The organism is Salegentibacter haimaensis (genome assembly GCF_054121495.1).
In genome coordinates this window covers 251,964-275,243 of record NZ_JBSYGH010000001.1, presented here as the reverse complement: position 1 = coordinate 275,243, position 23,280 = coordinate 251,964, and the positions used below count along the sequence as shown (strand labels likewise).

The following is a 23,280-nucleotide window of genomic DNA, read 5'->3' as shown; positions in this document are numbered from 1 at the left end:
TTTACGAAATAAAAAAGACCTCACAGGTTTTTGAAACCTGTGAGGTCTTTTATTTAAATCTCACAAGAGAAAAACCTAGTTATCCTCTTCTAATGGTTTCATTTTGAAATCTTCCATAAACTTAGTGGTATAATTGCCCTCTATATAATCGGGGTGATCCATAAGTTGTCTATGGAATGGAATTGTGGTTTTAATCCCTTCAATCACGAATTCATCGAGCGCACGCTTCATTTTATTGATCGCCTCTTCCCGGGTTTGGGCGGTGGTGATCAATTTGGCAATCATAGAATCGTAGTTTGGCGGGATGATGTATCCACTATACACGTGTGTATCTATACGCACTCCGTGGCCTCCCGGGGCGTGAAGATTGGTGATCTTCCCGGGTGAGGGACGAAAACCATTGTAAGGATCTTCAGCATTGATTCGGCATTCTATAGAGTGCAGTTGCGGATAATAGTTCTTTCCTGAAATCGGCACTCCCGCAGCTACCAGGATTTGCTCACGAATAAGGTCGTAGTCTATCACCTGCTCGGTAATAGGATGCTCTACCTGGATTCGTGTATTCATTTCCATAAAGTAGAAGTTGCGGTGTTTATCCACAAGGAATTCAACCGTACCGGCACCTTCGTATTTTATAAATTCAGCAGCTTTTACTGCGGCTTCTCCCATTTTTTCCCGAAGGCTATCGGTCATAAATGGAGAAGGAGTTTCTTCGGTAAGTTTTTGGTGACGGCGCTGTACAGAGCAATCTCTTTCAGAAAGGTGGCAGGCTTTCCCGCTGCTGTCTCCCACGATTTGGATTTCGATATGGCGCGGCTCTTCGATGAGTTTCTCCATATACATCCCGTCGTTTCCGAAGGCGGCGCTGGATTCCTGACGTGCAGAATCCCAGGCAGCCTGTAGATTTTCTTCTTTCCAAACAGCGCGCATCCCTTTACCTCCACCACCGGCGGTGGCTTTAAGCATCACCGGAAAACCGATTTCTTTGGCTGTTTTTAAACAATCTTCATAATTCTCAAGTATTCCTTCTGATCCAGGAACACAAGGCACTCCCGCAGCTTTCATCGTGGCTTTGGCGGTGGCTTTATCTCCCATTTTCCCGATCATTTCTGCTGAAGCACCGATGAATTTTATATCATGCTCCTCACAAATTCTGGAGAATTTGGCGTTTTCAGAAAGGAATCCGTATCCGGGGTGAATAGCATCTGCATTGGTAATTTCGGCAGCGGCTATGATATTTGAAATTTTAAGGTAGGAAAGGTTACTTGGCGGTGGCCCGATACAAACGGCTTCATCGGCAAAGCGAACGTGAAGGCTTTCGGCATCGGCAGTAGAATATACCGCCACGGTTTTAATCCCCATTTCCTTACAGGTTCGAATAATGCGCAGGGCAATCTCTCCTCTGTTGGCAATTAATATTTTTTTAAACATACCTATTGTTTTTTGGCTGAAGTTTGTTGAGAAAACTTCAGGTAAAATTGCAGGGTTCTACTCGATAATCGAGATTTTTCCGGAAGATTTACCGGGACTTCGAGCTTAGCTCCAAATCAATCTCTTTTCGTTAATGCTTTGTGGTTTTTCCGCAACGCAGTTTACGATGGGTCTACTAAAAACAATGGCTGATCGAATTCCACAGGTGAGGAGTCGTCTACCAGTACCTTCACGATTTTTCCGCTTACTTCACTTTCAATTTCGTTGAAAAGTTTCATAGCTTCAATCACACAAAGTACATCTCCTTCTTTTACAGAATCTCCTACCTCTACAAAGGCCGGTTTATCGGGAGAAGGTTTGCGGTAAAAAGTACCTATAATCGGCGATTTTACCGTGATATAATTAGCATCATCTCCAGATGATTTTGCGGCTTCCTGCGCAGGAGCCGCGCTTTCCTGTTGCTGTGGAGCAGGAGCCGGAGCTTGTTGCTGCACAGGCATTTGCCCTCCCATAGGCACTTGTTGTACAATGGTAGTTTCTTTCTCGTCCCCTCCGGTTTTGATTGTAATTTTTACATCACCGGTTTCCAGTTTCACCTCACTGGCACCAGACTTGGCAACAAACTTTATTAAATTCTGAATTTCTTTTAAATCCATAATATTAGGGTGTTGGTTTTTTAAGAATTATAAGCCCATTTTAACCAGGCGGCTCCCCAGGTGAAACCTCCTCCAAATGAAGCAAAAATCAAATTATCTCCTTTTTTAAAATTTTTCTCGTAATCGTATAAAAGCAAAGGCAAAGTAGCCGAGGTTGTATTCCCATAGCGCTCAATATTCATAAGCACCTTTTCGTCTTTTACACCCATTCGGTTTGCCGTAGCTCCCACTATTCGCTTATTGGCCTGGTGTGCCACCAACCAGTCTACATCGTCGTGACCAAGCTGGTTGCGAAGCATAATCTCTTCGCTCACTCCGGCCATATTGGAAACCGCAAATTTAAATACAGTTTTCCCGTCCTGCTTTACAAAATGCAGTTTACGGGCTACGGTTTGCTCGGTGGGAGGCATAAGAGATCCCCCAGCGGCGATTTTCAGTGATTCTCTTCCTATAGAATCACTGCGTAAAATCTCATCCTGTAGTCCAAAACCTTCTACATTGGGTTCGAACAATACAGCACCGCCACCATCTCCAAAGATGATACAGGTAGTACGATCGGTATAATCAATTATAGAAGACATCTTATCGGCACCGATAAGAAGTACTTTTTTATAACGGCCAGATTCTATATAGGCAGAGGCAGTAGACATTCCATATAAAAACCCGGAACAGGCAGCCTGCAAATCGTAAGCAAAGGCGTTTACAGCTCCTATTTGAGTGGCTACGTGCACACCGGTAGAAGCTACCGGCATATCGGGAGTTGCAGTGGCCATAATCACAAGATCGATTTCGGCAGGATCTACACCCGATTTTTCAATAAGGTTTTTGGCGGCTTGAATGCCCAGATAAGAAGTTCCTTTATCGGGGTCTTTAAGTATCCGGCGTTCTTTGATGCCGGTTCTTGAAGTTATCCATTCATCATTGGTCTCCACCATCTCCTCCAACATCTTATTGGATAACACATCTTCGGGTACGTAAGCACCCACAGCAGTAATTGCAGCTGTGATTTTATTCATAGAATCTATTTTAAACACCTGCGTTCCAAGCCTGGAACGCTCCAAAACATCTTGGAAAAGTAATGAAAATTTCCAGAATGAGGGGTGCAAATTAAGGCCTTTTTAGGACTTATTCAACTTAAAACAAAAAACTCCCACATTGTGAGAGTTTCCTGTATATAGTTAAGCTCTAAAAAGTTCTAAGCTTCTATTTCTTCTGTATTATCGATTAGCACCTGGCCGCGATAGTAAAGTTTTCCTTCGTGCCAGTGAGCTCTGTGATACAAATGCGCCTCACCGGTTGTAGGATCGGTAGCAATTTTTGGTACCGATGCTTTATAATGAGTTCTTCTTTTATCTCTTCTGGTTTTCGAGATTTTTCTCTTTGGATGTGCCATGGCTTCCTGTTATTTATCGTTTAATAAGTTTTTTAATTTATCCCATCGGGGATCTGTATCCCCTTCATCTTTCAATTTCTCTTCTTTTGGCTGGTAATCGTCCAGTTTATCCAACACTTCAGATTCTAAAGTCCCGTCTTCTACCCCCGGATGTATTCTTTTAAGCGGCACGGCCAGCACAATCATCTCATAGATATATTGCTGCACGTTTACCTCGTATTCCCCGTGTGGCAGGATGAGCAAATCTTCATTTTCATCATTATACTCATCTCCAAACTTAATCACCAGAAACAACTCAGCATCTATAGGCTGGTCGTAAGGTTCATTGGTTAAGTCACAGTTTATATTGACACTTCCCGTAGCCCTGAAGCAAAGCTCCATCATGGTAGACTTTTTCTCGAATAACAGCTCCACTTTTACCTGTGCGCTGTTAAACTCTTCATATCCAAAATGTTCAAAGAACTCATTACCAACCTCAAATTCAAACTGGTGTTTCCCCAGCTTTAAACCTACATAGGGTATTGTATATTCGGCTAGTTTCCTCATCACAACGTCAATTTCCTTCTTAAGCCTTGAGGCTAAAGCGGCTGCAAAGATATAAAAATTAATAAATTATAGAATGTTTATAAACAGAAATTTGTTTATATCTTTTTTCGTTGTTTTTTCAACGGATTTTCAGTGAGTGCGGCGTATTCTTCCCTGCATTTATAGATTTCAATAGCCCTGAAAACAGCCTCTTTAAAGCTATTGATATTAGCCTCACCTTTTCCGGCGATTTCGAAAGCGGTACCGTGGTCGGGGGAAGTTCGCACTTTTTTAAGTCCGGCGGTATAATTTACACCATTTCCGAAGGAAAGAGTTTTAAAAGGAATAAGGCCCTGGTCGTGATAACTGGCGATTACCGCATCAAAATTCTTATAATTTTTGCTTCCGAAGAAACTATCGGCCGAATATGGTCCATAAACCAACTGTCCTTTTTCACGCATTTTTTCAAGCGTGGGTTTTAATATTTCTTCATCTTCTTTCCCGATTACCCCGTTATCACCACTATGCGGATTGATCCCCAAAACCGCAATTTTCGGCTTCTGAACCCTGAAATCCTGCTTCAGGCTTTGTTGGATCAAATCTATTTTTTTCTGAATAACTTCAGGAGTGATCACATTGGCTATGTCTTTTAAGGCTACATGATCGGTGAGCAAGCCCACTTTTAGTTCGTCGCTTACCATAAACATTAGGCTCTCCCCACCCAGTTCCCTGGCCAGATAATCGGTATGCCCGGGGAAGGCGAATTTATCGCTTTGAATGCTCTTTTTATTGATAGGCGCAGTGACCAAAACATCAATTTCATCTTTTTTCAGGGCGTTTGTCGCAGCTTCCAAAGATTTAAAAGCATAGTCGCCGGCATAAACATCTTCTTCTCCAAATTTTACTGTGGCATTTTCCTTCCAGACATTCACCACATTAATTTTACCATCTATCGCATTCGAGGCACTATCTACCCCCTGAAAATGAAATTCGAGTTTAAAATGTTTTTTGAGAAAGGTAATGAGTTTGGCCGAGGCAAAGATTACCGGAGTACAAAAATCCAGCATTCGGGAGTCATCGAAGGTTTTAAGCACGATCTCGCTGCCAATGCCGTTTAAATCTCCAATGCTAATTCCCAATTTTACCTTTTCAGCTGGTTTCATAAATCTTCCCGGTTTTTTATTTCTATTTTTGACTACACAAATGTAACCAATATTCTACAACATGTTTACCGGAATCATCGAAGAAACAGGGAGCATTAGCAAGCTCGAAACCGCTGGAGGCAATCTAAATATCTGGGTGAAGGCCGCAATGACTTCAGAATTAAAAATAGATCAAAGCGTGGCTCATAACGGGGTTTGTCTTACGGTGGTGAGCCTGGCAGCCGAAGAATATATGGTTACCGCCATTCAGGAAACTCTGCAAAAAACCAATTTGGGTAAATTACAGGAAGGAGACCCTGTGAACCTGGAACGCGGAATGCGGCTCGGCGATCGCCTCGATGGCCATATCGTGCAGGGCCACGTAGACCAGACGGCCGTTTGTACCGATATTAAAGAGGAAGACGGCAGCTGGATTTTTAGCTTCGAATACGACCCGGGCCTTCAAAATATCACTATCGAGAAGGGTTCGATTACGGTAAACGGGGTAAGCCTTACCGTGGTAAATTCACAACAAAACAGGTTTAGCGTGGCGATTATCCCATATACCTACGAGCATACCACCTTTAAACATCTAAAAGCCGGCGATGAGGTAAATCTCGAATTCGATGTGATTGGGAAATACGTAAAACGTATACAGGAATTGAAATAATTATTTTTTCTTCTGAAGGTGAAAAATCCCGAGGCCAAGGCCGGCAGCGATTAAGGCGGAAATGCCGAAGTCTATGGGAAGACCGGGAGGGGGTGGTACACTTTGCATCTGAGGCTCAGGCATATTATGAATCATCTGCCCGACAGCTTCTAACGACCAAAGCATCGAAATCGCCGACAAAATGATAAAATATGTGATTTTTCCCCTCATAAAAGCGCGTAATGTACTACATAATAAAATGCATTTTACCATAAACCAAATTTTCAGGCTTTTGATTTAAGCTCCCGGGGCTTAGCTCAGATTAAATTTACACCAAATTTTGCGATATTCCACGGGCCTTCTTTTCCATGACAGTCATTCAAAATGAGCGGTTCGGGCTGGAAAAATACAAAAACTATCAACTCAGCAAAATTTTTTCTCCGGCAACTCCCATTAAATAAGGCAAAGTTTGGTATTTTATATTTGAGGTAGGTTCTTTGAAAGTAGGAAAAAGTTATAAAGCCTTCATAAATAGTCGATAAGATTCCTGTAAATTCGTTAAAAGGCTTATTTTCAGCCTCTTAAACAAAAAGCCCAACCAAAAACTGGCCGGGCCTTTCCACATAACACAGAACAAAATTTTAGTCTTTATATACCTTTACATAATCGATAATGAATTGCTTCGGAAAAATGGAGTCATCCACTTCAGGACCTCCAAAATTCCCCCCAATGGCAAGATTCAACAGTAAATAGAAAGGATGATTGTAAGGATAGGTCTCCTCATTCTTTTCTGAAGGCGAAAAAGTATAGGTTTTCTCACCATCGATATAAAAGCTAATGGCATCTTCAGTCCAGTTCATTTTAAATACTCTAAATTCTGAAGTTGCATTTTTTACGGGGGTGGTTTTAATATTTTCGGTATCGCCGTGACTGGCCGGGGTGTGCAGGGCGTTATGAATGGTATCGGGTTGCCTTCCTACAAATTCCATAATATCGATCTCGCCTGAAGCAGGCCAACCCACCTCATCTATATTATTCCCCAACATCCAGATCGCCGGCCAAAGTCCTTCTCCGTCGGGAAGTTTTGCGCGAACCTCAACCGTTCCATATTGAAATTCGATCTTGTTTTTGGTGTTTAACTTTCCGCTGTAATAGGTGTCCCCTACCTTATCTGCAGTGATTACCAGTTTTCCATCTTTTAGCTCGACATAATCTTCGCTGTAAATTTGTCTTTCATTATTTCCCCAGCCGCAAAGATTGGGACAGCCATCGCCTGTCTCGTAATTCCAGTATTCCATATTTAGAGCATCCCCTTCGAAATTATCCTCAAAAATGAGGTTTTCCTGGGCATCGCAGGCAGTAAGGCCAAGGCCCAAAACCAGGGCAGGTAGTATTCGTTTTATGTACATCTTTATTTTTTTAAATTAAATGTGGCCTTTTTCAGGTCGCGGGAGTTTCCGCCAATATAAACTTCAAACTCCCCGGCCTCAGATTCCCAGGTTTTGCTTGCACCATAAAACCTCAACATTGGCTCATCTATTTCAAAGCTCAGGCTTTGACTTTCGCCTGGCGCCAGACTAACGGCCTTAAATCCTTTAAGTTCCTTCACAGGTCGGGTGGTGCTGGTAATTAGATCTCTAATATAAAGCTGAACGATCTCCTTACCTGCCGTTTTTCCGGTATTTTTCAGAGAAAAACTAAGCTCAATTGGGTTTCCTTCGCTAATTTCTTCTGCTGAAAGTTTTAAGTCCCCGTATTCGAAACTGGTATAGCTAAGCCCAAATCCAAAAGGATACAAGGCGTCTTTTTCCTCATCGGTATAACCTGAATAGGTCACGTGCTCGGGATTAAAGGGACGACCTGTGTTTTTTTGGTTGTAATACAGGGGTTCCTGCCCCACCGCTCTTGGAAAAGACACCGGAAGTTTTCCTGAAGGATTATAATCGCCAAGCAAAACATCGGCTATGGCATTTCCGCTTTCAGAACCCAACTGCCAGGCCACTACAATAGAAGGTATATTTTCTGAGGCCCATTTAATTTCCAGAGGCCTGCCATTGATCAACACCAAAACGATATTTTGATTCACCTTATAGATCTCTTCGAGTAATTCCTGTTGTACGCCCGCCAGGCCGATATTCACCTGGCTTCGGCCTTCTCCGGTCTGGAAAGCATCTTCCCCAAGGGCCATCACCACCAATTCGGCTTCCTTAGCTATTTTAATAGCTTCCTCAAAGCCCGATTTATCGGTTTTGTTGATTTCGAGAGGCATTAAAAAGCTGCGCTCTCCCATTCCCAAATCGGCTCCTTTGGCATAGGCAATTTCAACATCATCGGTCATATTAGTTCTTAAACCTTCCAGCAAAGAAACCGCAGAATTTGCTTCTCCCTGGGCTCTCCAGTTTCCAATTGGGGTATCCTTATCATCTGCCAGAGGCCCGATAACCGCAATTTTCATAACCGATTCCTTTATTGGCAGCAGGTCCTGTTCATTCTTCAGCAAAACGATAGATTTTTTTGCCACCTCCCTGGCTACTGCTTTATGCTCTTCAAAAGGAATTTCACCTAACAGCTCAGAATTAGCATATAAATATGGATCGTCAAAAAGACCCAATTTGAATTTTACGCGTAAGACTCTGCGAACAGCATCATCGATATATTCCTCGCTCACTTTCCCCTCATTAACCAGTTCTACAAGGCTGCTTTCATAAGCGCCGCCTTCCATATCCATATCACTTCCGGCATTAAGTGCGATTTCGGCGGCCTGTTTTTTATCTTTGGCAACCCCGTGTTCGATCATTTCTGGAATAGAACCCCAGTCTGAAACCACAAAACCATCCCAGTTCCAATCTCTTTTCAGAATATCTCTTTGAAGCACTTTGTGTCCCGTGGCCGGGATTCCATCAAGGTCGTTAAAGGCATTCATAAAAGTGGCTACTCCGGCTTTTGCTGCGGCCTCAAAAGGCGGCAGGATGCTATTGTGCAATTCGTTTTCACCAATATGTACAGTGTTATAATCCCGGCCTGCTTCTCCAAATCCGTATCCGGCAAAGTGTTTGGCCGTAGCCGCGATCGTATGCGGATTGGATAAATCATCACCCTGGTATCCTTTTACTTTCGCCACAGCTACCTGGGAAGTTAAATAGGTATCTTCCCCAGAACCCTCCATAATTCGACCCCAGCGCGCATCGCGGGAAACATCGATCATAGGAGAAAAAGTCCAGTTCACTCCATTGGCTGCAGATTCCAATGCGGCGATTCTTGCGGTTTCTTCCATAGCTTCCAGGTCCCAACTCGCCGTTTCAGCAAGTGGTACCGGGAAAATGGTGGTATAACCGTGAATCACATCGTACCCAAACATCAGCGGGATTTTAAGGCGGGAATTTTCCATTACCAGCTTTTGAGCTTCGGTAGTAGCTTCGACTGAAAGTACATTCAGCATCGCACCAACTCTCCCGGCCTTGAGGTTCTCTTCTTTTTCTTTGGCTCCCATTTCTGAAGCAGGTCCTGTTAAATCCCAGCTTCCGTTATATTGAACCAGTTGCCCTACTTTTTCTTCAAGGCTCATCATCGCCAAAACCGAATCGACTTTGGTTTCTACCTGCTGAACCTCACTTTTTATGGTAGCATCCTGAGCATTTGCTAAAAAACAGCTCATCAGGAAAACACCAAATAAATTTAATTTCTTCATACTATTCAATAAAAAAACTGCCTGAAGAAGATCAAAGGAAATGCTTTACCTATGGCCCAAGGTAAAATTCAGTATAATCCACATCTCTATGATTGCCCGGGCCTGCGGTACAGGCCCGGGTAGATCTCAACAGGCAGTTTGTAGTTAAAATATATCTATTGATACACTCTTACATAATCTACTTCCATCGCGCTTTGTTCAAAGGCGGGATCGATTTCTCCTCCAAAAGTTCCACCCATTGCCACATTCAGGATTAAGAAAAATGGCGAGTGAAAGGGAGTATCTTCAGTATAATCAAAAACGTGGAAGATCTTATTATCTACCGCGAAAATGATTTGGTCTTCGGTCCACTCTACAGTATAGTTATGGAATTCATCTGAAGCATTTTCTACCATAGTGGTTTCGGTTACGGCATTTCCGCCGAAGTTCCCGGGAAAATGAAGCGAGCCGTGTACAATATCGGGTTCGTTACCTTTATATTCCATAATATCGATCTCACCAGTTTCAGGCCAGCCCACTTCATCGAAATTGGCTCCCAGCATCCAGATAGCCGGCCAAACCCCGCCTCCTTCAGGAAGTTTTGCTCTCACTTCAACCCTTCCGTACTGGAACTCAAATTTATCCATAGTAGTGATTCTGGATGAAGAATAATTGAACCCATTGGTAGCTTCAGCAATAAGGTTGATGTTTAAAATCCCATCTTCGATCACTGCATTATCGGCAGTGTAGTACTGGGCTTCCTGGTTACCCCAGCCGTTTTCTCCGTTTCCGATTTCAAAATTCCAGAATTCATCTGAGGGCGCATCCCCGGCATCAAATTCATCACTCCAAACAAGATTTTCGAACTGAGTTTCCAATTCGGCCTGTTCTTCTTCCTCTTCTTCGCCCTGGGCGGTGGTAAACTTAAGGTACCAGGCCAGCGCGGGATTATTCCCCATTACAGCTCTAACGTGCATATAATTATTGGTCATTTCAAGGATTTCGAACGAACTGGCGCCAATATAATAGCTCATAAATCCGCCGCCTGAAATATTTATCACCGTACCGGTAGTGGCATCGGCTGGTAAACCTGAGCTCGAAGGTGCCAGGGAAACATTATAGCTCTCGGCAGGAGTGAAGGCATTACACTGATCTTCACCGCCACTACCTCCAAAATCCTGGGTGTAGTCTACGTTAAAGAAGGTCTGCCCCATATTGTCGTAGTTGTAAACGATATTATCGTTAGCATCCAAACTAAAGGTAAGTTCGTCTTCATAAAAGCAAGCGCTGGTTGGTGAACCTGCTTTTTCAAATGGAACAGCCGCATACCAAATGGGTGAGGTAAAACCTTCTCCCGAGCTGGGTCCCACTCCTAAATGGCCGGGTTGTGAAGCTGCCACATACCAGGTTTTCGAACTCCCTCCGGTAAGCATAGATTTGGTTTCAGGGTCGTTGAAGTCGCTAAATACTCTTACGGTGGTTGTTGTATTTGCTGAGGCTCCTCCGGTTCCTGAAGCTATTACGGTCACGGTATATTCATTTACACCATTTTCGTTAAAGCTATGAGTGGTTCTTCCGCTGGGAGAAACTTCCTCAAAACCATCGCCGTAGATAAATTTATAGGTCATCGCATTATCGGCACTGGCCTGAAAACTAACTGCACCGCTTCCGTCGCCATCGGGCATTTCTTCAGTTTGCCCAATCACCTGGGTGGTCACCGTGAGATTGGATGGCGCGGTAATTTCGCCAATATCATAATCGTCATTGCTGCAGGCCGATAAAAATATCAGCGCAAAAATCGCAAGACCTGTTATTAATATATTTTTCATTTTTTAAGCTTTTTTAGTTGTGGAAATAAATATTACGCAAGTACACATTCGCCTCTCCCGCAGGTACTGCCGAATAAATTAACTGGGCAATATTTTGTCTATTCTGAAGGTTTTCAAAAGTCGAAAGCGGGATATCAAGACTTACCCATTCGTTCAATGGCAAATCATCAAAAACCACCTCGTGTTCGGTATCGTCACCTCCACCAAAACCGCCATCGGGTCCAAAATCTACCAGTTTCACCCTGAAAGTGGTTGCATTGCCGGTATAGATTTCGGTATGGAAATGCGTCATTGCTGAAGCATCTATTTGATTAGCTACGGTCTCAATTCCAACAAAATCTAAATTGTTGTATTGTTTCACCAGGCCGCCGTCGAATTCAACTTCTGCATAATCTGCAGCCGACCAATCGGTTCTCCAGGTGTCTACCGGTACATCTTCAGCAAAATCGCTGAATAAGGAAATATAATCGGTTTGGGCATCGCCCAGGCGAACATCGTCAAAGTAGAAGCTGCTTCCTTCACCTACATTTCCGAAGTCATAGAACACTATAATCCTATCATAGCTAATGTTCTCATCGAATGCCTCAAAACTGCTTAGGTCGAAAGTCATCTCTTCCCATTCATTGGCCACAGTAGTATTTTGAATCACCTCAACAAAAACTGAAGGATTTCCGTTCCCGTCGGGTTCAGACTGTGAATCTTCGAATTTCAGCAAAATTGGTGCACCGGCTTTAGGCGACCAGGTTTTCATAGTAATCGTGGTACCATTGGCGAAATTCAGGGCTTCGTCTAAATCCATAGCCACACCTGCCCAGGTTTCGGCTCCGTTTCCTTTACCAAGCTCAGTAACTTTTGCACTGGTGTTTAATCCTGAAGCATCGGGATTATCGATCACAGAAGCTCCTGCTCCTCCAAAGCCATTCCACACATAAGCTGTATTTTCAGACTCAAATGTTAGAGACAATCTTACCAGTTCTAACCTGGTGGTTTTGATATTATCGAAATAATAAGTCTCCCCGGTTCCCGAAACACCAAAGTTGAAGAATAATGCGATACGGCCATAATCCACAGACGGATCGATTTCATTCATATCGAAGGTTAGGGTTTCCCAGCCTTCACTAACAGTAGTGGTTGCGAAAGATTCCACGAAAATTTCTGAATTTCCGAGGTTTTCGATCTTGAATAATACCTCGGCTCCCGCGATTGGAGACCAAACATCTACGCTTATGTACCTGTTGGTAGAAAAATCGATTGGCTCATCTAATGCGATGGTAGAACCAGCCCAAACTTCAGAACCTGCAGGTTTGGTATAAGAGGCTACTTTGGCGCTGGTATTTATTCCTGAAGAATCGGGATTATCGATCACCGGGGCACCGGCTCCTTCTCCACCTCCAAAATTATCGAAGCTGTAATTAAGGGTTTCCGATTCAAAATCTATTGGAAGGAAAAGCGGATCGGTGATGCTTACTTCACGAACCACTTCGGTGGTGGCAGCGCCTCCACTAAGGGCTACTACGCGAACATTGTAAGTTCCAATGCTGCTGTAGGTGTAGGAAACGCTTTCTCCCGGCATTAGCGGGGTAGGCTCCTCATCTTCATTCTCTCCGAAATAAACCTCAAACATCGCCGCATTTTGTGCCGATGCCGATACCGAAATTGTATAATTATCGTTGGCGTCTTTTACGATCTCGGTTTCAAGGTTTTCAGGAGCGAGAAAAGAAACCGTTAATGGTTGAACCCCTGTCGCAGTTTTTCCGGCAAGGTTGGTTCCGGTAACAGTTACATCGTATTCTCCTTCGGCATATACGTGTTCTACAGATTCTCCAACTTTTATAGCTTCTGAAGCCGGGGAACCGTCTCCAAAATCTATGGTATAGGTCACCGCACCCTCTCCGGTTGGGGTAATGCTTACCAGGCCAGAGTTATCCTGAGCGATCTGGAAACTGGCACCCAAATTGGCGGGTGCCGCAATTCCGTCAAGATTTATCAAGGCATCATCATCGCTTTGACAGCTAAAAACTGCAAAACTCAAAAACAATGCGAATAAAATTCTATAGTGTTTTTTCATAATTCTAATTTTTTAGTACCCGGGGTTTTGTTCCCAGTTACCCTGAGAAAATTCAATTTCTTCTAGCGGAATTGGGAATAGTTCATTCTTCCCGGCTGTGAATCCGTCGATGTTTTGTGCAGCTCTGCCGGTACGTACCAGGTCGAAGAAACGGTGACCTTCACCTACCAGTTCTTTTCTGCGTTCCTCGAAAATAGCTTCGGTTAAATTATTTCCTGAGAGGTTCACTTCTTCAAGACCTGCACGCTCACGTACCAAATTGAGGTAACCTCTGGCGCGACTATCGTCTATATTACCACGGTTTAAAGCCTCGGCAGCCATAAGCAAAACATCGGCAAAGCGAATCGCGCGGTAATTGTTAGGCTGGGTTAGGTTGGCATCTCCCATATTATCGTTGATACGCGGAAGGTATTTTCGGTTAAAATACCCGGTGTGTTTATAACCCTCAGCATAGGTAGCTCCGGTCTCTGCCGCCCAGGCTTCAATATCAAGGATAGAATAATCTCTTCGAATATCATCTTCAGAAAACATCTCATAAGCTTCCTGAGTGGGAACATTAAAGCTAAAGCCCGACTCAAATAAAGGCCCGTTGTAGTTTCTAATTCCCTGGAAACCTACGGCTACGTTACCTTCACTACACTGAAGACATCCAAAGCCGGCACCTTGCTCCCCGGTGTACTGCACCTCAAAAACCGACTCTTCATTATTCTCGCCTTCAAACTCAAAAAGCGTGGCAAAATCGGCCAGGGCATACGGCCCGTTATCGATTAGCTCGGTAAGAATCGCTGCCGATTCATCAAATTTCTCCTGATACAGATAGGCCTTTCCAAGCAGCGCCATCGCAGCACCTTTGGTCACCCGCCCGGTTTCGGGAGCGGTGTAGTTAAGGCGGTCTATAGCATACCTAAGGTCGCTTTCAATTTGCGCATATACCTCGGCTTCAGAAGCACGGGGGATGCTGGTTTCGTCACCCAAAACAAATCGCTCGTCACCTTTTAGCGGAATTGGCCCAAACCATTTCACCAATTCAAAAGTGAAGTAAGCTCGAAGGAATCTGGTTTCAGCAAGGATCATTTCCTTTCCGTTGAAATCGGTTTTATCCTGAAATTCCAGAATGTAATTAGCCCGCTGTACCCCGGCAAAATTCCAATCCCAAACATCGTCCAGGTTGTCATTTATTGGAGTATGCGTCATCTCGTCTACCTGCTGAAAGCCAATCACGTCGTTAGCACTTTCCCCGCCGCTAAGGGTATTATCTGATGCGATTTCGCCCAGCAATACATTTACGTAGGTAGATTGCAGGATATCATACACCCCAATTAGGGCATTGTAGTAATCCTGTTCAGAATTAAAATAATTTTCAGAGTCTATATTGTACTCTTCGGTTTTTTCCAGGTAATCTTCGGTGCAGCCAAAACTGAAAGCCAGCAGGAGCAACAGAAGCATTTTGTTAAATATGGTGTTATATTTCTTCATCAGGCTATTTTTTAAAAGTTAAGGTTTACACCGGCCAGGAATATTCTTGGCACCGGATAAAATCCGTAGTCTATCCCACCACCAATGGCTTCACCGGTAGAGGCTGAAGGATCAAAACCTTTGTAATTGGTTAGGGTAAAAAGATTTTGAGCTGAAGCGTAAATTCTTAGTCGGTTGATCCCGATAGCATCCAAACTTGTTTTTGGAAGGCTATATCCCAGCTGTACGTTTTGAAGTCTTACATAAGAAGCATCTTCTACAAAGAAATCTGAGAATACAACATTTGAAGTCGCCCCGGTAGTAAGTCTTGGAACTTCGTTACTGGTTCCAGGCCCGGTCCATCTTTCAAGGGTGTAGGCGTGCCGGTTTACATTCGGCTGATTTCTTTCGTAATTTCTCACCATATCGTTTCCTATAGAAGCATAGGTATAGGCGGTGAAATCGAATTGCTTAAAATTGAAGTTCAAATTAAGACCCATAATCGCATCGGGGATTGGATCTCCAATATTGGTACGGTCGTCGGCGTTGATCACACCATCGCCGTTGGTATCAACAAATCTTAGATCTCCGGGAGAAGCCGGCGCGCCAAGAGCGGCCTGTGATGGGTGAGCATCAACTTCTGCCTGAGTTTGGAAAATTCCGTCGGTTCTATATCCGAAGAAATAACCTATCGGAAATCCAGCCTGGAATCTTGCTGGCTGTGGCTGCCCTACTCCAAACTGACCACCCGGCAAAAACTCAGTACCGTTTACTGCAGTTACTTCATTTCTAAGCAAAGTTGCGTTATATCCAATGTTGAAATTGATATCCTCACTTATGGTTTGTTTGAAATTAATGGCGAATTCAACTCCTTCATTACGGGTTGTACCTGCGTTGATGGTTGGTGCTCCCGAGCCCGGGGCGCCGCCACCAAAAATTCCCGAAACAGGAATTCCTGCTACCAAAAGGTTTCTACGATCTTCACGGAAAACATCGGCGGTGATATCGATTTTGTTTCCGAATAATCTAAGATCCATACCAATATTGATCTTTTCGGCTTCTTCCCAACCTGAGGCCGGGTTTGCGATACGGCCCAAAGCAGTTCCGTTCACCAGGGCGCCATTTAACACATACGTGGCTTCCCCATCAAGCAGCGAGCGATAAAATTCGGCTCCACCGGCTTCATCGTTACCCAGAATACCAAAACTTCCTCTTAACTTCAGGAAAGAAATGCTTTCTGAATCATTAAGAAAATCTTCTTCAGATAAAATCCAACCCGCAGTAGCAGAAGGGAAGTAACCTACTCGGTTTTCAGGACCAAATCTGGTAGAGGCATCTCTACGCAACATCCCTGAAACCAGGTATTTTCCTTTATAGTCGTACTGAAGTCTTCCGAAGAAAGACAATTTTCTGATATCGTATTTATAGGCACTGTTGTTAAGACCATCGTTGGTTCCTGTGGTTAGGCTGATATCGGCAAAATCCCAGGAATTATTCGGTACATCATAACCACTGGCAAAAAGCCCGTCTCCCCAGTTGCGAATCACGGTCATACCACCGGTGGCGGTTACGTGATGAGTATCGTTGAAAGTATCTTCAAAAGTTCCGAAGAGGTCATAGGTGTAAGAATTATCATTAATTCGGTTCTGGTTAACCTGGCTTCTAACATTGTTAAACACTTTTCCGGGCCCGTAGTTGATGATCGGCGCGAAATCCTTGCCCTTGCTGTTGGCCAGGCTATACCCAATTCTTGAGGTGAAGGTTAGGGTTTCGGCCGGAGTGTAGTCCAGGCTAAAAGAACCGTTGAAACGGTTCAGGTTATAATCGTTGAAGGTGTTCTCGATCTGAGCTAACGGGTTAATGATCTCATTACCCAATAAACCCTGAGTATCTTCCTGATTGCGATCGAAAGTTGGCGCGATGTTTAAAGCGTTAAAAAGCACACTCCCAAGTCCGTTTTCGTTTATCGACCTGCGATCAATGCTGGTATAGATGGTATTGGCACTAAAATCAAATTTATCTGAAATATCTACCCCAATATTGAAACGGGCGGTAGTTCTTCTAAAATCAGATTTATCGGCGCCTACAATCCCCTCCTGATATAAATGTGAACCTCCAAACGAATAGGTGATTTTTTCTGAACCTCCGTTTAGAGTTAAATTATGGCTAATTATAGGAGAAGTGTCGAATACCTCATTCTGAAAATCGGTTCCTCTACCCAATTCGCTAACATCCGGATAAGGTAATTGCTGGCCGTTGTTCGCATAGCTTTCATTTAAAAGCAGTGCGTACTCGGTAGCATTTAACAACGGAAGTTTTCTGGATGTCTCCTGAAGGCCCACATAAGTATCATATTGTATGGTAGCTGCAGTATTCTTTTTCCCCGATTTGGTAGTTACCAAAACAACCCCATTTGCTCCGGCAATTCCATAAATGGCCGCCTGGGCATCTTTAAGGATAGAGATAGACTCAATATCGTTAGGGTTTAAAGTATTAAGGTCACCCTGGTAACCGTCTATTAGAATTAGCGGCCCGTTTACCGAGTTGGAGGCTATACCACGAATATTTACATTAATTCCTGCACCCGGCGCTCCAGAAGAGGGAGTCACATTGACCCCGGGAGCGGTACCCTGCAGGGCCTGCTCGATTTTAATGGGATTTAACTCTTCTATGGTTTTGTTATCTACTACCGAAACTGCCCCGGTGATATCACGGCGTTGCTGGGTTCCGTACCCGATAACCACCACTTCTCCCAAAGCTTCAGAATCTTCCTGGAGACTTATGTTTATAACACTTTGCCCAGGTGTTACCTGTACTTCCTGCGGAAGAAAGCCCAAGTACGAAAAGACCAAAACTTCCCCGGCTGCTACATTATCTATAGTATAATTCCCGTCAAAATCGGTTACTACTCCTTTACTGGTGTTTTTTACAATAATATTTACACCCGGAAGCGGAAGTCCCGTCGCTGCTTCGTCGACGGTTCCTGAAACCGAAAAGGTTTGCGCCTGCAAGGAAAAGCTTCCTATACAGAATAAAATAAGCATTAATGTTTTATTCATTTGTTGATGATTTTAATTTCAGGATACAAAGTATTAACTAATTGTTAAGGCAAAAGAAAAGCCACCTTTACAAAAAGTCTACACTTAAAAAAATCTTAAAAATGAACCATACAATACCTGCAAAGCCCTTGTTAATTGGGTTCTTGGAGAAGTAAAAAAATTTTTGCACAGGCGGCTGAAAATCGGGCCATTATGCGAAATGTTGAGGTGATGTTGAGGAAAAAGTTTGAAATGTAAAGGCGCTAAAAGGCAAGAATATACTCTACCAAACCCTGATCATGATCAAGCTCCATCTTTTTACGCAAACGATATCGCTTTATCTCCACACTTCTAACCGAAATATTAAGCAGGGGAGCAATCTCTTTTGAAGATAAATTAAGCCTCAAATAGGCACAAAGCTTCAGGTCGTTTGATGTTAAATTGGGATGAGCTGCTTTTACCGATTGCAAAAAGTCCTTATCGGCATTATCGAAAGCCTCCTTGAAGAGTTTCCAATTGTCTTTCTCGTTGATGTTTTTATTGATCACAGAAATCACCTTCTGGATATCATCTTTATTTTTGGCCTCGCTCAACTGCTCTTTCAATTCGTTAAGGAACTCGTTCTTTTTGATCAAATTCATCGTAGAGGCGGCCAGTTCCCTGTTTTTTGAGGTCACATCGGTTTCGAGTTGCCTGTTTTGAAGCGTGATAATTTCCTGTTGAGATTCCAGCTGTTTGATCTCGAGTTTTTTGCGGTTCTCCTCAATTAACCTTGCTTTTTGCTTATCGTAGTAAGAAGAATACAGCTTATGCAGCAGGAAAATAAGCAGCAAAAACAAGAGCACATAAATTACAATGGCCAGATTGCTGGCATACCAGGGAACGGCTATGCTAAAGGCATAACTTTCCACATTGCTTAAAGAATCCTGTAATTTTCCCCGCACTTCAAATACATAATCGCCGGGGGGCAGATTTTCAAAAGCTGCACGGCCTGTATGTTGCCAGTCACTCCAGCCTGCACTAAGCCCCTTAAGCCGGTAACTATACATAGGTTTATTTAATCTCGAATAAGCAGGGATGCTAAACTCAAAACTGATGTTATTGATTTTTGTAGGCAGGCTTAAAGATTCCAGGGCGAGATTTCTGCTCTCAAAACTGTCTTCAAGGGCGGCGGTGGCCACTTTCTGAAGGCTGAGTTTTGGGCTGGTAACAGCAGGAATAGGTGTTTTAAAGATCGCATAGCCAACATTACTTCCCACTAAATATTCGTTTGTTGAAATTTGAGAGATACTCTCAAAACCTTTGGCGATGGTTCGAAATTCCAACGGAAGCGCAACCCGGTTAAGGTTTAAACCGGCCTGGAAAGCGTCACTGCTCACATAGATAAGATGCTGCCGGCCAAAACTCCACCAGGTATTATCGGGTAAAACCCTGGAGATTCCGCTAATTCTGCGCTCGTCTAATAAATTATCAAGCTCATTCCCCGTTTCAAAAATATCTTTCCCGGAATTGTATTTAAAAATCCTGTCTTCGGTAGAGTAATAAATGTTTTCATTAAGCTGGAAAACCTTCAGCCCCATTCCTTCTACTGAAGAAAGCTCAAAGTTCCTGATGATGTCAAGCTGCTTAACCTCCTCGTCGATTTTTATTTTATAAACCCCTTTATGATCGTGGCCTACCCAAAGGGTACTTGAATCTTCGATCACAAAATTACGGGTAGAAAGATCCCAGTTTTCCAGATAAACGGGATCTTCAGAGAATTCATCATTTTTCCAGAAACTCAGGCCGTCATAATGCCCCTGCAGAATGCCTCCCTTAAATTCTTCGATTTGCCAAACCCCGGGCCCATCAAAAACGTGGCGAGCCGAATTGCCTTCTATTACAAAAACGCCACGGTCGTGGCCCACCAGGAGATTTCCATATATTTCAGAAATACTCCACACCTGCCCGCTGGTTCCGGGAACCAGTTCGTAGGTATCGGAGTTTTCAGAATTTAAGTATAAACCCTGATTAGTACCCAGGTACAAATTCTCTCCCTTTTTAAAACTGCAATACACCGTGCCCAGTTTTCCGTAGATATCGGTGTATAGCCTAAAAGGACTCTCCCGGTTGATCAATACCAGGCCATTATCGAGGCCTCCCCAGATATTTCCATCCCGGTCTTCGAATAGCGCCAGCACCGTATTATTGTTGATAACCGGCTGCACCAGCCTGTAGTTTTCTGAAGTTTCCAGGTTGAAGATTTGCAGCCCACTGCCTATGCTGCCCAAAATCAGGTTTTCATCACGGCTTAATTTTGCCGTAAAAATGCTTTCATCTAATGGGTAATTTTCTACAGGATAGCTTTCCCAGGAATTCCCTTCGATTAAAAACAAGCCGTCATCCCGGGTTGCGGCAAGCATTTTACCCTGGAAAGGAAAAAGTCCCACCAAAGGCCTGTCCTGAATCAACGAATTTGGAAGAAGCCGGGTCATTTGCCCATTTTCGATAAAATACAAACCATCTTCGGCCACCTGAAAAAAGAGTTTCCCGTTAAGTTTGAATAAATTTGAAATGATATTTCCGGCCGCGAGGCTGGTTAGCTCCTTTGATTTCTGATTAAAAATAAAAAGCCGCTGCAAACTCTGAAAAACGATATAATCGTCGAGTTCTTCGATATGCCAGAATTGCTCGTTATCGATCATTCCTTCTTCAGAAAGTCCTGCCAGGCTGCTATATTTTAACTCCCCGGTTGAAGTGGCTTCCCAAAATCCAAAATCCATATATCCGCCTGAATATATTCTTTGGCCGCTGCTAAGAACCGAGCGAAGAGGGCCGGAATTTGGGACCTTATTCAACCTCCAATGTTCCCCGTCGTAGCTTAGCAAACCCAGGTTATTGGCGATAAAAATATGATTTTCAGCATTTTGGGTGGCCATCCAGTTCTGGTTCCCTGCCCCGTAGGTAGCCGGGTCGAAATTAGTGACCGGGGGCAATTCCTGGGCCGCCAGACTCAGACCGAAAAGAAAGAAAACTAAAAAGTAGCGCATACTTTAGCAAAAAACGGAAATTACGAAATAAAATCCCCGATTGGAGACCTAAAATTGTACGGCTTAATTCAATCCGGGAGAAATGATGCCACACGAAAGGCATTTGGCCACCAGCTCGGTGGTGTTGTTACAGCCGCTTTTTTGGAGAATATTTCTTCTATGGGTTTTAACCGTGTGGGCAGAAAGATGCATCTCTTCGGCAATCTGCCTTGCATTTCGACCCAGGGTGAACTTATGGATAATTTGCCTTTCCCTTTCAGTAAAGAGTTCGGCAAAATTCCCGGTATCACAATTTGCGGGATCAAAACTCCCACCGGTAGAATCTACATTAAAATAGGAAGGGCCTCCATTGATATGCAAAAAGCTAACCGCGTTACTGCCAGTAATTTTAAGATGAGAAACATCGGTTTGAATGCATAATACGTGCGCCGGAGTTCCGGCTTGAGAAAGACTTAAAGGAATTGCCTGGTAGAGCATGGTTCTAACTGTTCCCGCCGCATCTTTCATTCGGTAGGAGAAAATGTTCTTATAATCCAGCCCCTCATTTCCCTGTAGGAATTTATTGTAGAACCCGCTAATCACCTGACTCTTCAATTTTATTTTTTCGATTTCTGAAGGCAAAATATTTTGCATTAGATCCTGCATTTGTATTTCTGAAGCGGCTTTTCCTATAAAAACCGAAGCCGAATTCGAAATATATTCCAAACTCATATCTTTCAGGTTAACGATATAGGAATACGAATTTCCAGGGGTGGTAAGCGCTATAAGCCTTTTAAATTCTTCGGAAAGCTGAAAGGACTCTGTCCCGGTGAGTTTGGTAGAATAGGCAATGGCCCAGTGTTCAGTGATTTTTTGCAGTTCAGTTTGCATGAAGCTTTGGCTTTGAAGCTTCTAAAGATACTAATTTTGAAAAACCGCTAAACAGGAGGAAAAACAAAAAACCTCCAGATGAGTCTGAAGGTTTTTGCGTTTAAGGGGAAAACAAATTTAAGTCCTGGGATCAAAGTAACCTTTTATGCCCCAACATACAACCGGAAATAGAGCCCTACCTCAATATTCCCGACGAATCCCGGGCTAATAATTTCCCATTAAATTACAGGGCTAAGATAAAATGCATTAATAACCTGTGAAATACCACTAAAGAGGTAGATTTTAAAAAATTCTGTGAGGAAAGATAGCTCTACAAAGTAGGAGTGCATTATTATCTATCGGCTTCAGGAGGAACTTCACAGCTGCCCGAGGCGCAGCCAATTCCGAAGAACGCCATCGCTGCAGGCCAGGCGCCCAATACAATTCCGATATAATTTCCATCTACTGTTCCCTGGGAAATCACCCATAAGCCGATTATCAAATAGATGCCGCGGGTCCAGGTCCAGTTTTTCAGAATTCTATTTTTCACGAATTGATTTTGCTCTTTAAACTTCCCCAGCTACCGCCGTTATGCACATTGGTATAGCCTTTTGATTTTAGCAAGTTCTTTGCCGAAGCACTTCGCATTCCCGAGGCACAACAGGTAATAATTGGCCTGCTTTTATCTTTAAGAAGATGATTAGAATTATTCAAATCGGGCAACGGAATATTTTTAGAACCTTTAATATGACCGGTAGCGTACTCGGCTTTGCTTCTCACATCTATTACCAGGCCGCCTTGCTCAAGAAGCTCTCTGTAATTGTGTGCCGGGCCCAATCCCAAAAGTTCTTTAAGTTTTGAGATCATATTAGGCGCTTTGAGAACTTAGATAATTCACCTCCAGCCAGGAGCCGCCATTATAGCAATTTTCCATTCCCTGGCGGTTAAGATAAGCCACTGCCTGCCCGCTTCGGTTTCCGGAAGCACAACAAAACACCAACGGAGTATTCAGTTCCTTTAGCTCATCCATTCTCAACGGAATTTCATTTAGCGGAATATTCACAGCTCCCGCCACACTGCCACCATTAAATTCGGCGCGGGTGCGTACATCTACAATTGTAGCCTGTTTGTTTTTTATGATTTCTTCTGTATTCATATCTAAAATATTTTTTCACCTGTTTCCAGGTTTATTTTGCAATGCAAACTTAGGGCTTAAGCCTACCGGCTACAGTTACTTTTGTTACATAAAGTGTTGATAGATGGATGGTTATTGAGAAGAATAAAATGATATGGAAGGGAAAGATAAAAAGTTTGGAACTGTTCTAAGCGTGTTTCAGAGCTTTACACGGACTTTTTTTACATCACGACAGAGTTTACGGATCTGTTTAAACGTTTAAATGCAGTCTTAAAAGAGTTTGAGGTTAAAGATCATATAGATCAGCCATTTCTACAAATCAAAATGATTGATCTTAATAGAAAGACCCTACCCCTTTATAGAAGGTTGGATGAGAAGAATAGAAAAAAATAGAAGTTATATATTAGGTTGAAG

General features: G+C 43.3%; 18 protein-coding genes. 1 reads left to right on the top strand and 17 read right to left on the bottom strand.

Annotation, left to right across the window (positions count from 1 at the left end; all coding sequences use genetic code 11):
* Nucleotides 1–75: 75 nt before the first annotated feature.
* From accC to pdxA, 6 genes are all read right to left on the bottom strand, one after another.
* Nucleotides 76–1,431, bottom strand: a complete 1,356-nt coding sequence (gene accC / locus ACW6QP_RS01300) for an acetyl-CoA carboxylase biotin carboxylase subunit (protein WP_457909023.1) — start codon at nucleotides 1,429–1,431, stop codon at nucleotides 76–78.
* Between the two features lie 161 nt (nucleotides 1,432–1,592).
* Nucleotides 1,593–2,087: an acetyl-CoA carboxylase biotin carboxyl carrier protein gene (accB, locus tag ACW6QP_RS01295; RefSeq protein ID WP_457909022.1), complete on the bottom strand. Its 495-nt coding sequence runs from the start codon at nucleotides 2,085–2,087 to the stop codon at nucleotides 1,593–1,595.
* Nucleotides 2,088–2,107: 20 nt separating this feature from the next.
* Nucleotides 2,108–3,103 carry a beta-ketoacyl-ACP synthase III gene (locus tag ACW6QP_RS01290; RefSeq protein ID WP_457909021.1) on the bottom strand — a complete coding sequence of 332 codons (996 nt, stop codon included), beginning with the start codon at nucleotides 3,101–3,103 and terminating at the stop codon, nucleotides 2,108–2,110.
* A gap of 179 nt (nucleotides 3,104–3,282) precedes the next feature.
* On the bottom strand, nucleotides 3,283–3,480 hold the full coding sequence (rpmF, locus tag ACW6QP_RS01285) for a 50S ribosomal protein L32 (protein WP_037318365.1): 198 nt from the start codon (nucleotides 3,478–3,480) through the stop codon (nucleotides 3,283–3,285).
* Between the two features lie 9 nt (nucleotides 3,481–3,489).
* Complete coding sequence (locus ACW6QP_RS01280) at nucleotides 3,490–4,026, bottom strand: YceD family protein (protein WP_457909020.1); 537 nt, start codon at nucleotides 4,024–4,026, stop codon at nucleotides 3,490–3,492.
* A 95-nt stretch (nucleotides 4,027–4,121) separates the two neighbouring features.
* Nucleotides 4,122–5,168 carry a 4-hydroxythreonine-4-phosphate dehydrogenase PdxA gene (gene pdxA / locus ACW6QP_RS01275; protein WP_457909019.1) on the bottom strand — a complete coding sequence of 349 codons (1,047 nt, stop codon included), beginning with the start codon at nucleotides 5,166–5,168 and terminating at the stop codon, nucleotides 4,122–4,124.
* Between the two features lie 61 nt (nucleotides 5,169–5,229).
* Here pdxA and ACW6QP_RS01270 point away from each other — a divergent pair, with 61 nt between their 5' ends.
* Nucleotides 5,230–5,817: a riboflavin synthase gene (locus ACW6QP_RS01270; protein WP_457909018.1), complete on the top strand. Its 588-nt coding sequence runs from the start codon at nucleotides 5,230–5,232 to the stop codon at nucleotides 5,815–5,817.
* 620 nt (nucleotides 5,818–6,437) lie between these two features.
* Here ACW6QP_RS01270 and ACW6QP_RS01265 read toward each other — a convergent pair.
* The 11 genes from ACW6QP_RS01265 to ACW6QP_RS01215 form a co-directional block, all read right to left on the bottom strand.
* Nucleotides 6,438–7,205, bottom strand: a complete 768-nt coding sequence (locus ACW6QP_RS01265) for a glycoside hydrolase family 16 protein (protein ID WP_457909017.1) — start codon at nucleotides 7,203–7,205, stop codon at nucleotides 6,438–6,440.
* A gap of 2 nt (nucleotides 7,206–7,207) precedes the next feature.
* Complete coding sequence (bglX, locus tag ACW6QP_RS01260; RefSeq protein ID WP_457909016.1) at nucleotides 7,208–9,484, bottom strand: beta-glucosidase BglX; 2,277 nt, start codon at nucleotides 9,482–9,484, stop codon at nucleotides 7,208–7,210.
* Nucleotides 9,485–9,639: 155 nt separating this feature from the next.
* Nucleotides 9,640–11,292 (bottom strand): family 16 glycosylhydrolase, encoded by a 1,653-nt coding sequence (locus ACW6QP_RS01255; RefSeq protein ID WP_457909015.1) that lies wholly within the window; start codon nucleotides 11,290–11,292, stop codon nucleotides 9,640–9,642.
* A 13-nt stretch (nucleotides 11,293–11,305) separates the two neighbouring features.
* The gene (locus ACW6QP_RS01250) at nucleotides 11,306–13,360 is read right to left on the bottom strand and encodes a PKD domain-containing protein (RefSeq protein ID WP_457909014.1); all 2,055 of its coding nucleotides are present in this window, start codon (nucleotides 13,358–13,360) and stop codon (nucleotides 11,306–11,308) included.
* Nucleotides 13,361–13,372: 12 nt separating this feature from the next.
* The gene (locus tag ACW6QP_RS01245) at nucleotides 13,373–14,836 is read right to left on the bottom strand and encodes a RagB/SusD family nutrient uptake outer membrane protein (protein ID WP_457909013.1); all 1,464 of its coding nucleotides are present in this window, start codon (nucleotides 14,834–14,836) and stop codon (nucleotides 13,373–13,375) included.
* 11 nt (nucleotides 14,837–14,847) lie between these two features.
* A complete protein-coding gene (locus ACW6QP_RS01240; protein WP_457909012.1) occupies nucleotides 14,848–17,874 on the bottom strand; it encodes a SusC/RagA family TonB-linked outer membrane protein in 3,027 nt (1,008 codons plus the stop codon).
* A 242-nt stretch (nucleotides 17,875–18,116) separates the two neighbouring features.
* Nucleotides 18,117–20,882: a triple tyrosine motif-containing protein gene (locus ACW6QP_RS01235; protein ID WP_457909011.1), complete on the bottom strand. Its 2,766-nt coding sequence runs from the start codon at nucleotides 20,880–20,882 to the stop codon at nucleotides 18,117–18,119.
* Nucleotides 20,883–20,945: 63 nt separating this feature from the next.
* Nucleotides 20,946–21,752, bottom strand: coding sequence for a response regulator transcription factor (locus tag ACW6QP_RS01230; RefSeq protein WP_457909010.1), 807 nt, complete (start codon nucleotides 21,750–21,752; stop codon nucleotides 20,946–20,948).
* A gap of 331 nt (nucleotides 21,753–22,083) precedes the next feature.
* Nucleotides 22,084–22,281, bottom strand: a complete 198-nt coding sequence (locus ACW6QP_RS01225) for a hypothetical protein (RefSeq protein WP_457909009.1) — start codon at nucleotides 22,279–22,281, stop codon at nucleotides 22,084–22,086.
* The gene (locus ACW6QP_RS01220) at nucleotides 22,278–22,598 is read right to left on the bottom strand and encodes a rhodanese-like domain-containing protein (protein ID WP_457909008.1); all 321 of its coding nucleotides are present in this window, start codon (nucleotides 22,596–22,598) and stop codon (nucleotides 22,278–22,280) included. The genes ACW6QP_RS01225 and ACW6QP_RS01220 overlap by 4 nt, the downstream gene beginning before the upstream one ends.
* Nucleotide 22,599: 1 nt before the next feature.
* Nucleotides 22,600–22,887 (bottom strand): rhodanese-like domain-containing protein, encoded by a 288-nt coding sequence (locus ACW6QP_RS01215; RefSeq protein ID WP_457909007.1) that lies wholly within the window; start codon nucleotides 22,885–22,887, stop codon nucleotides 22,600–22,602.
* Between the last annotated feature and the right edge of the window lie 393 nt (nucleotides 22,888–23,280).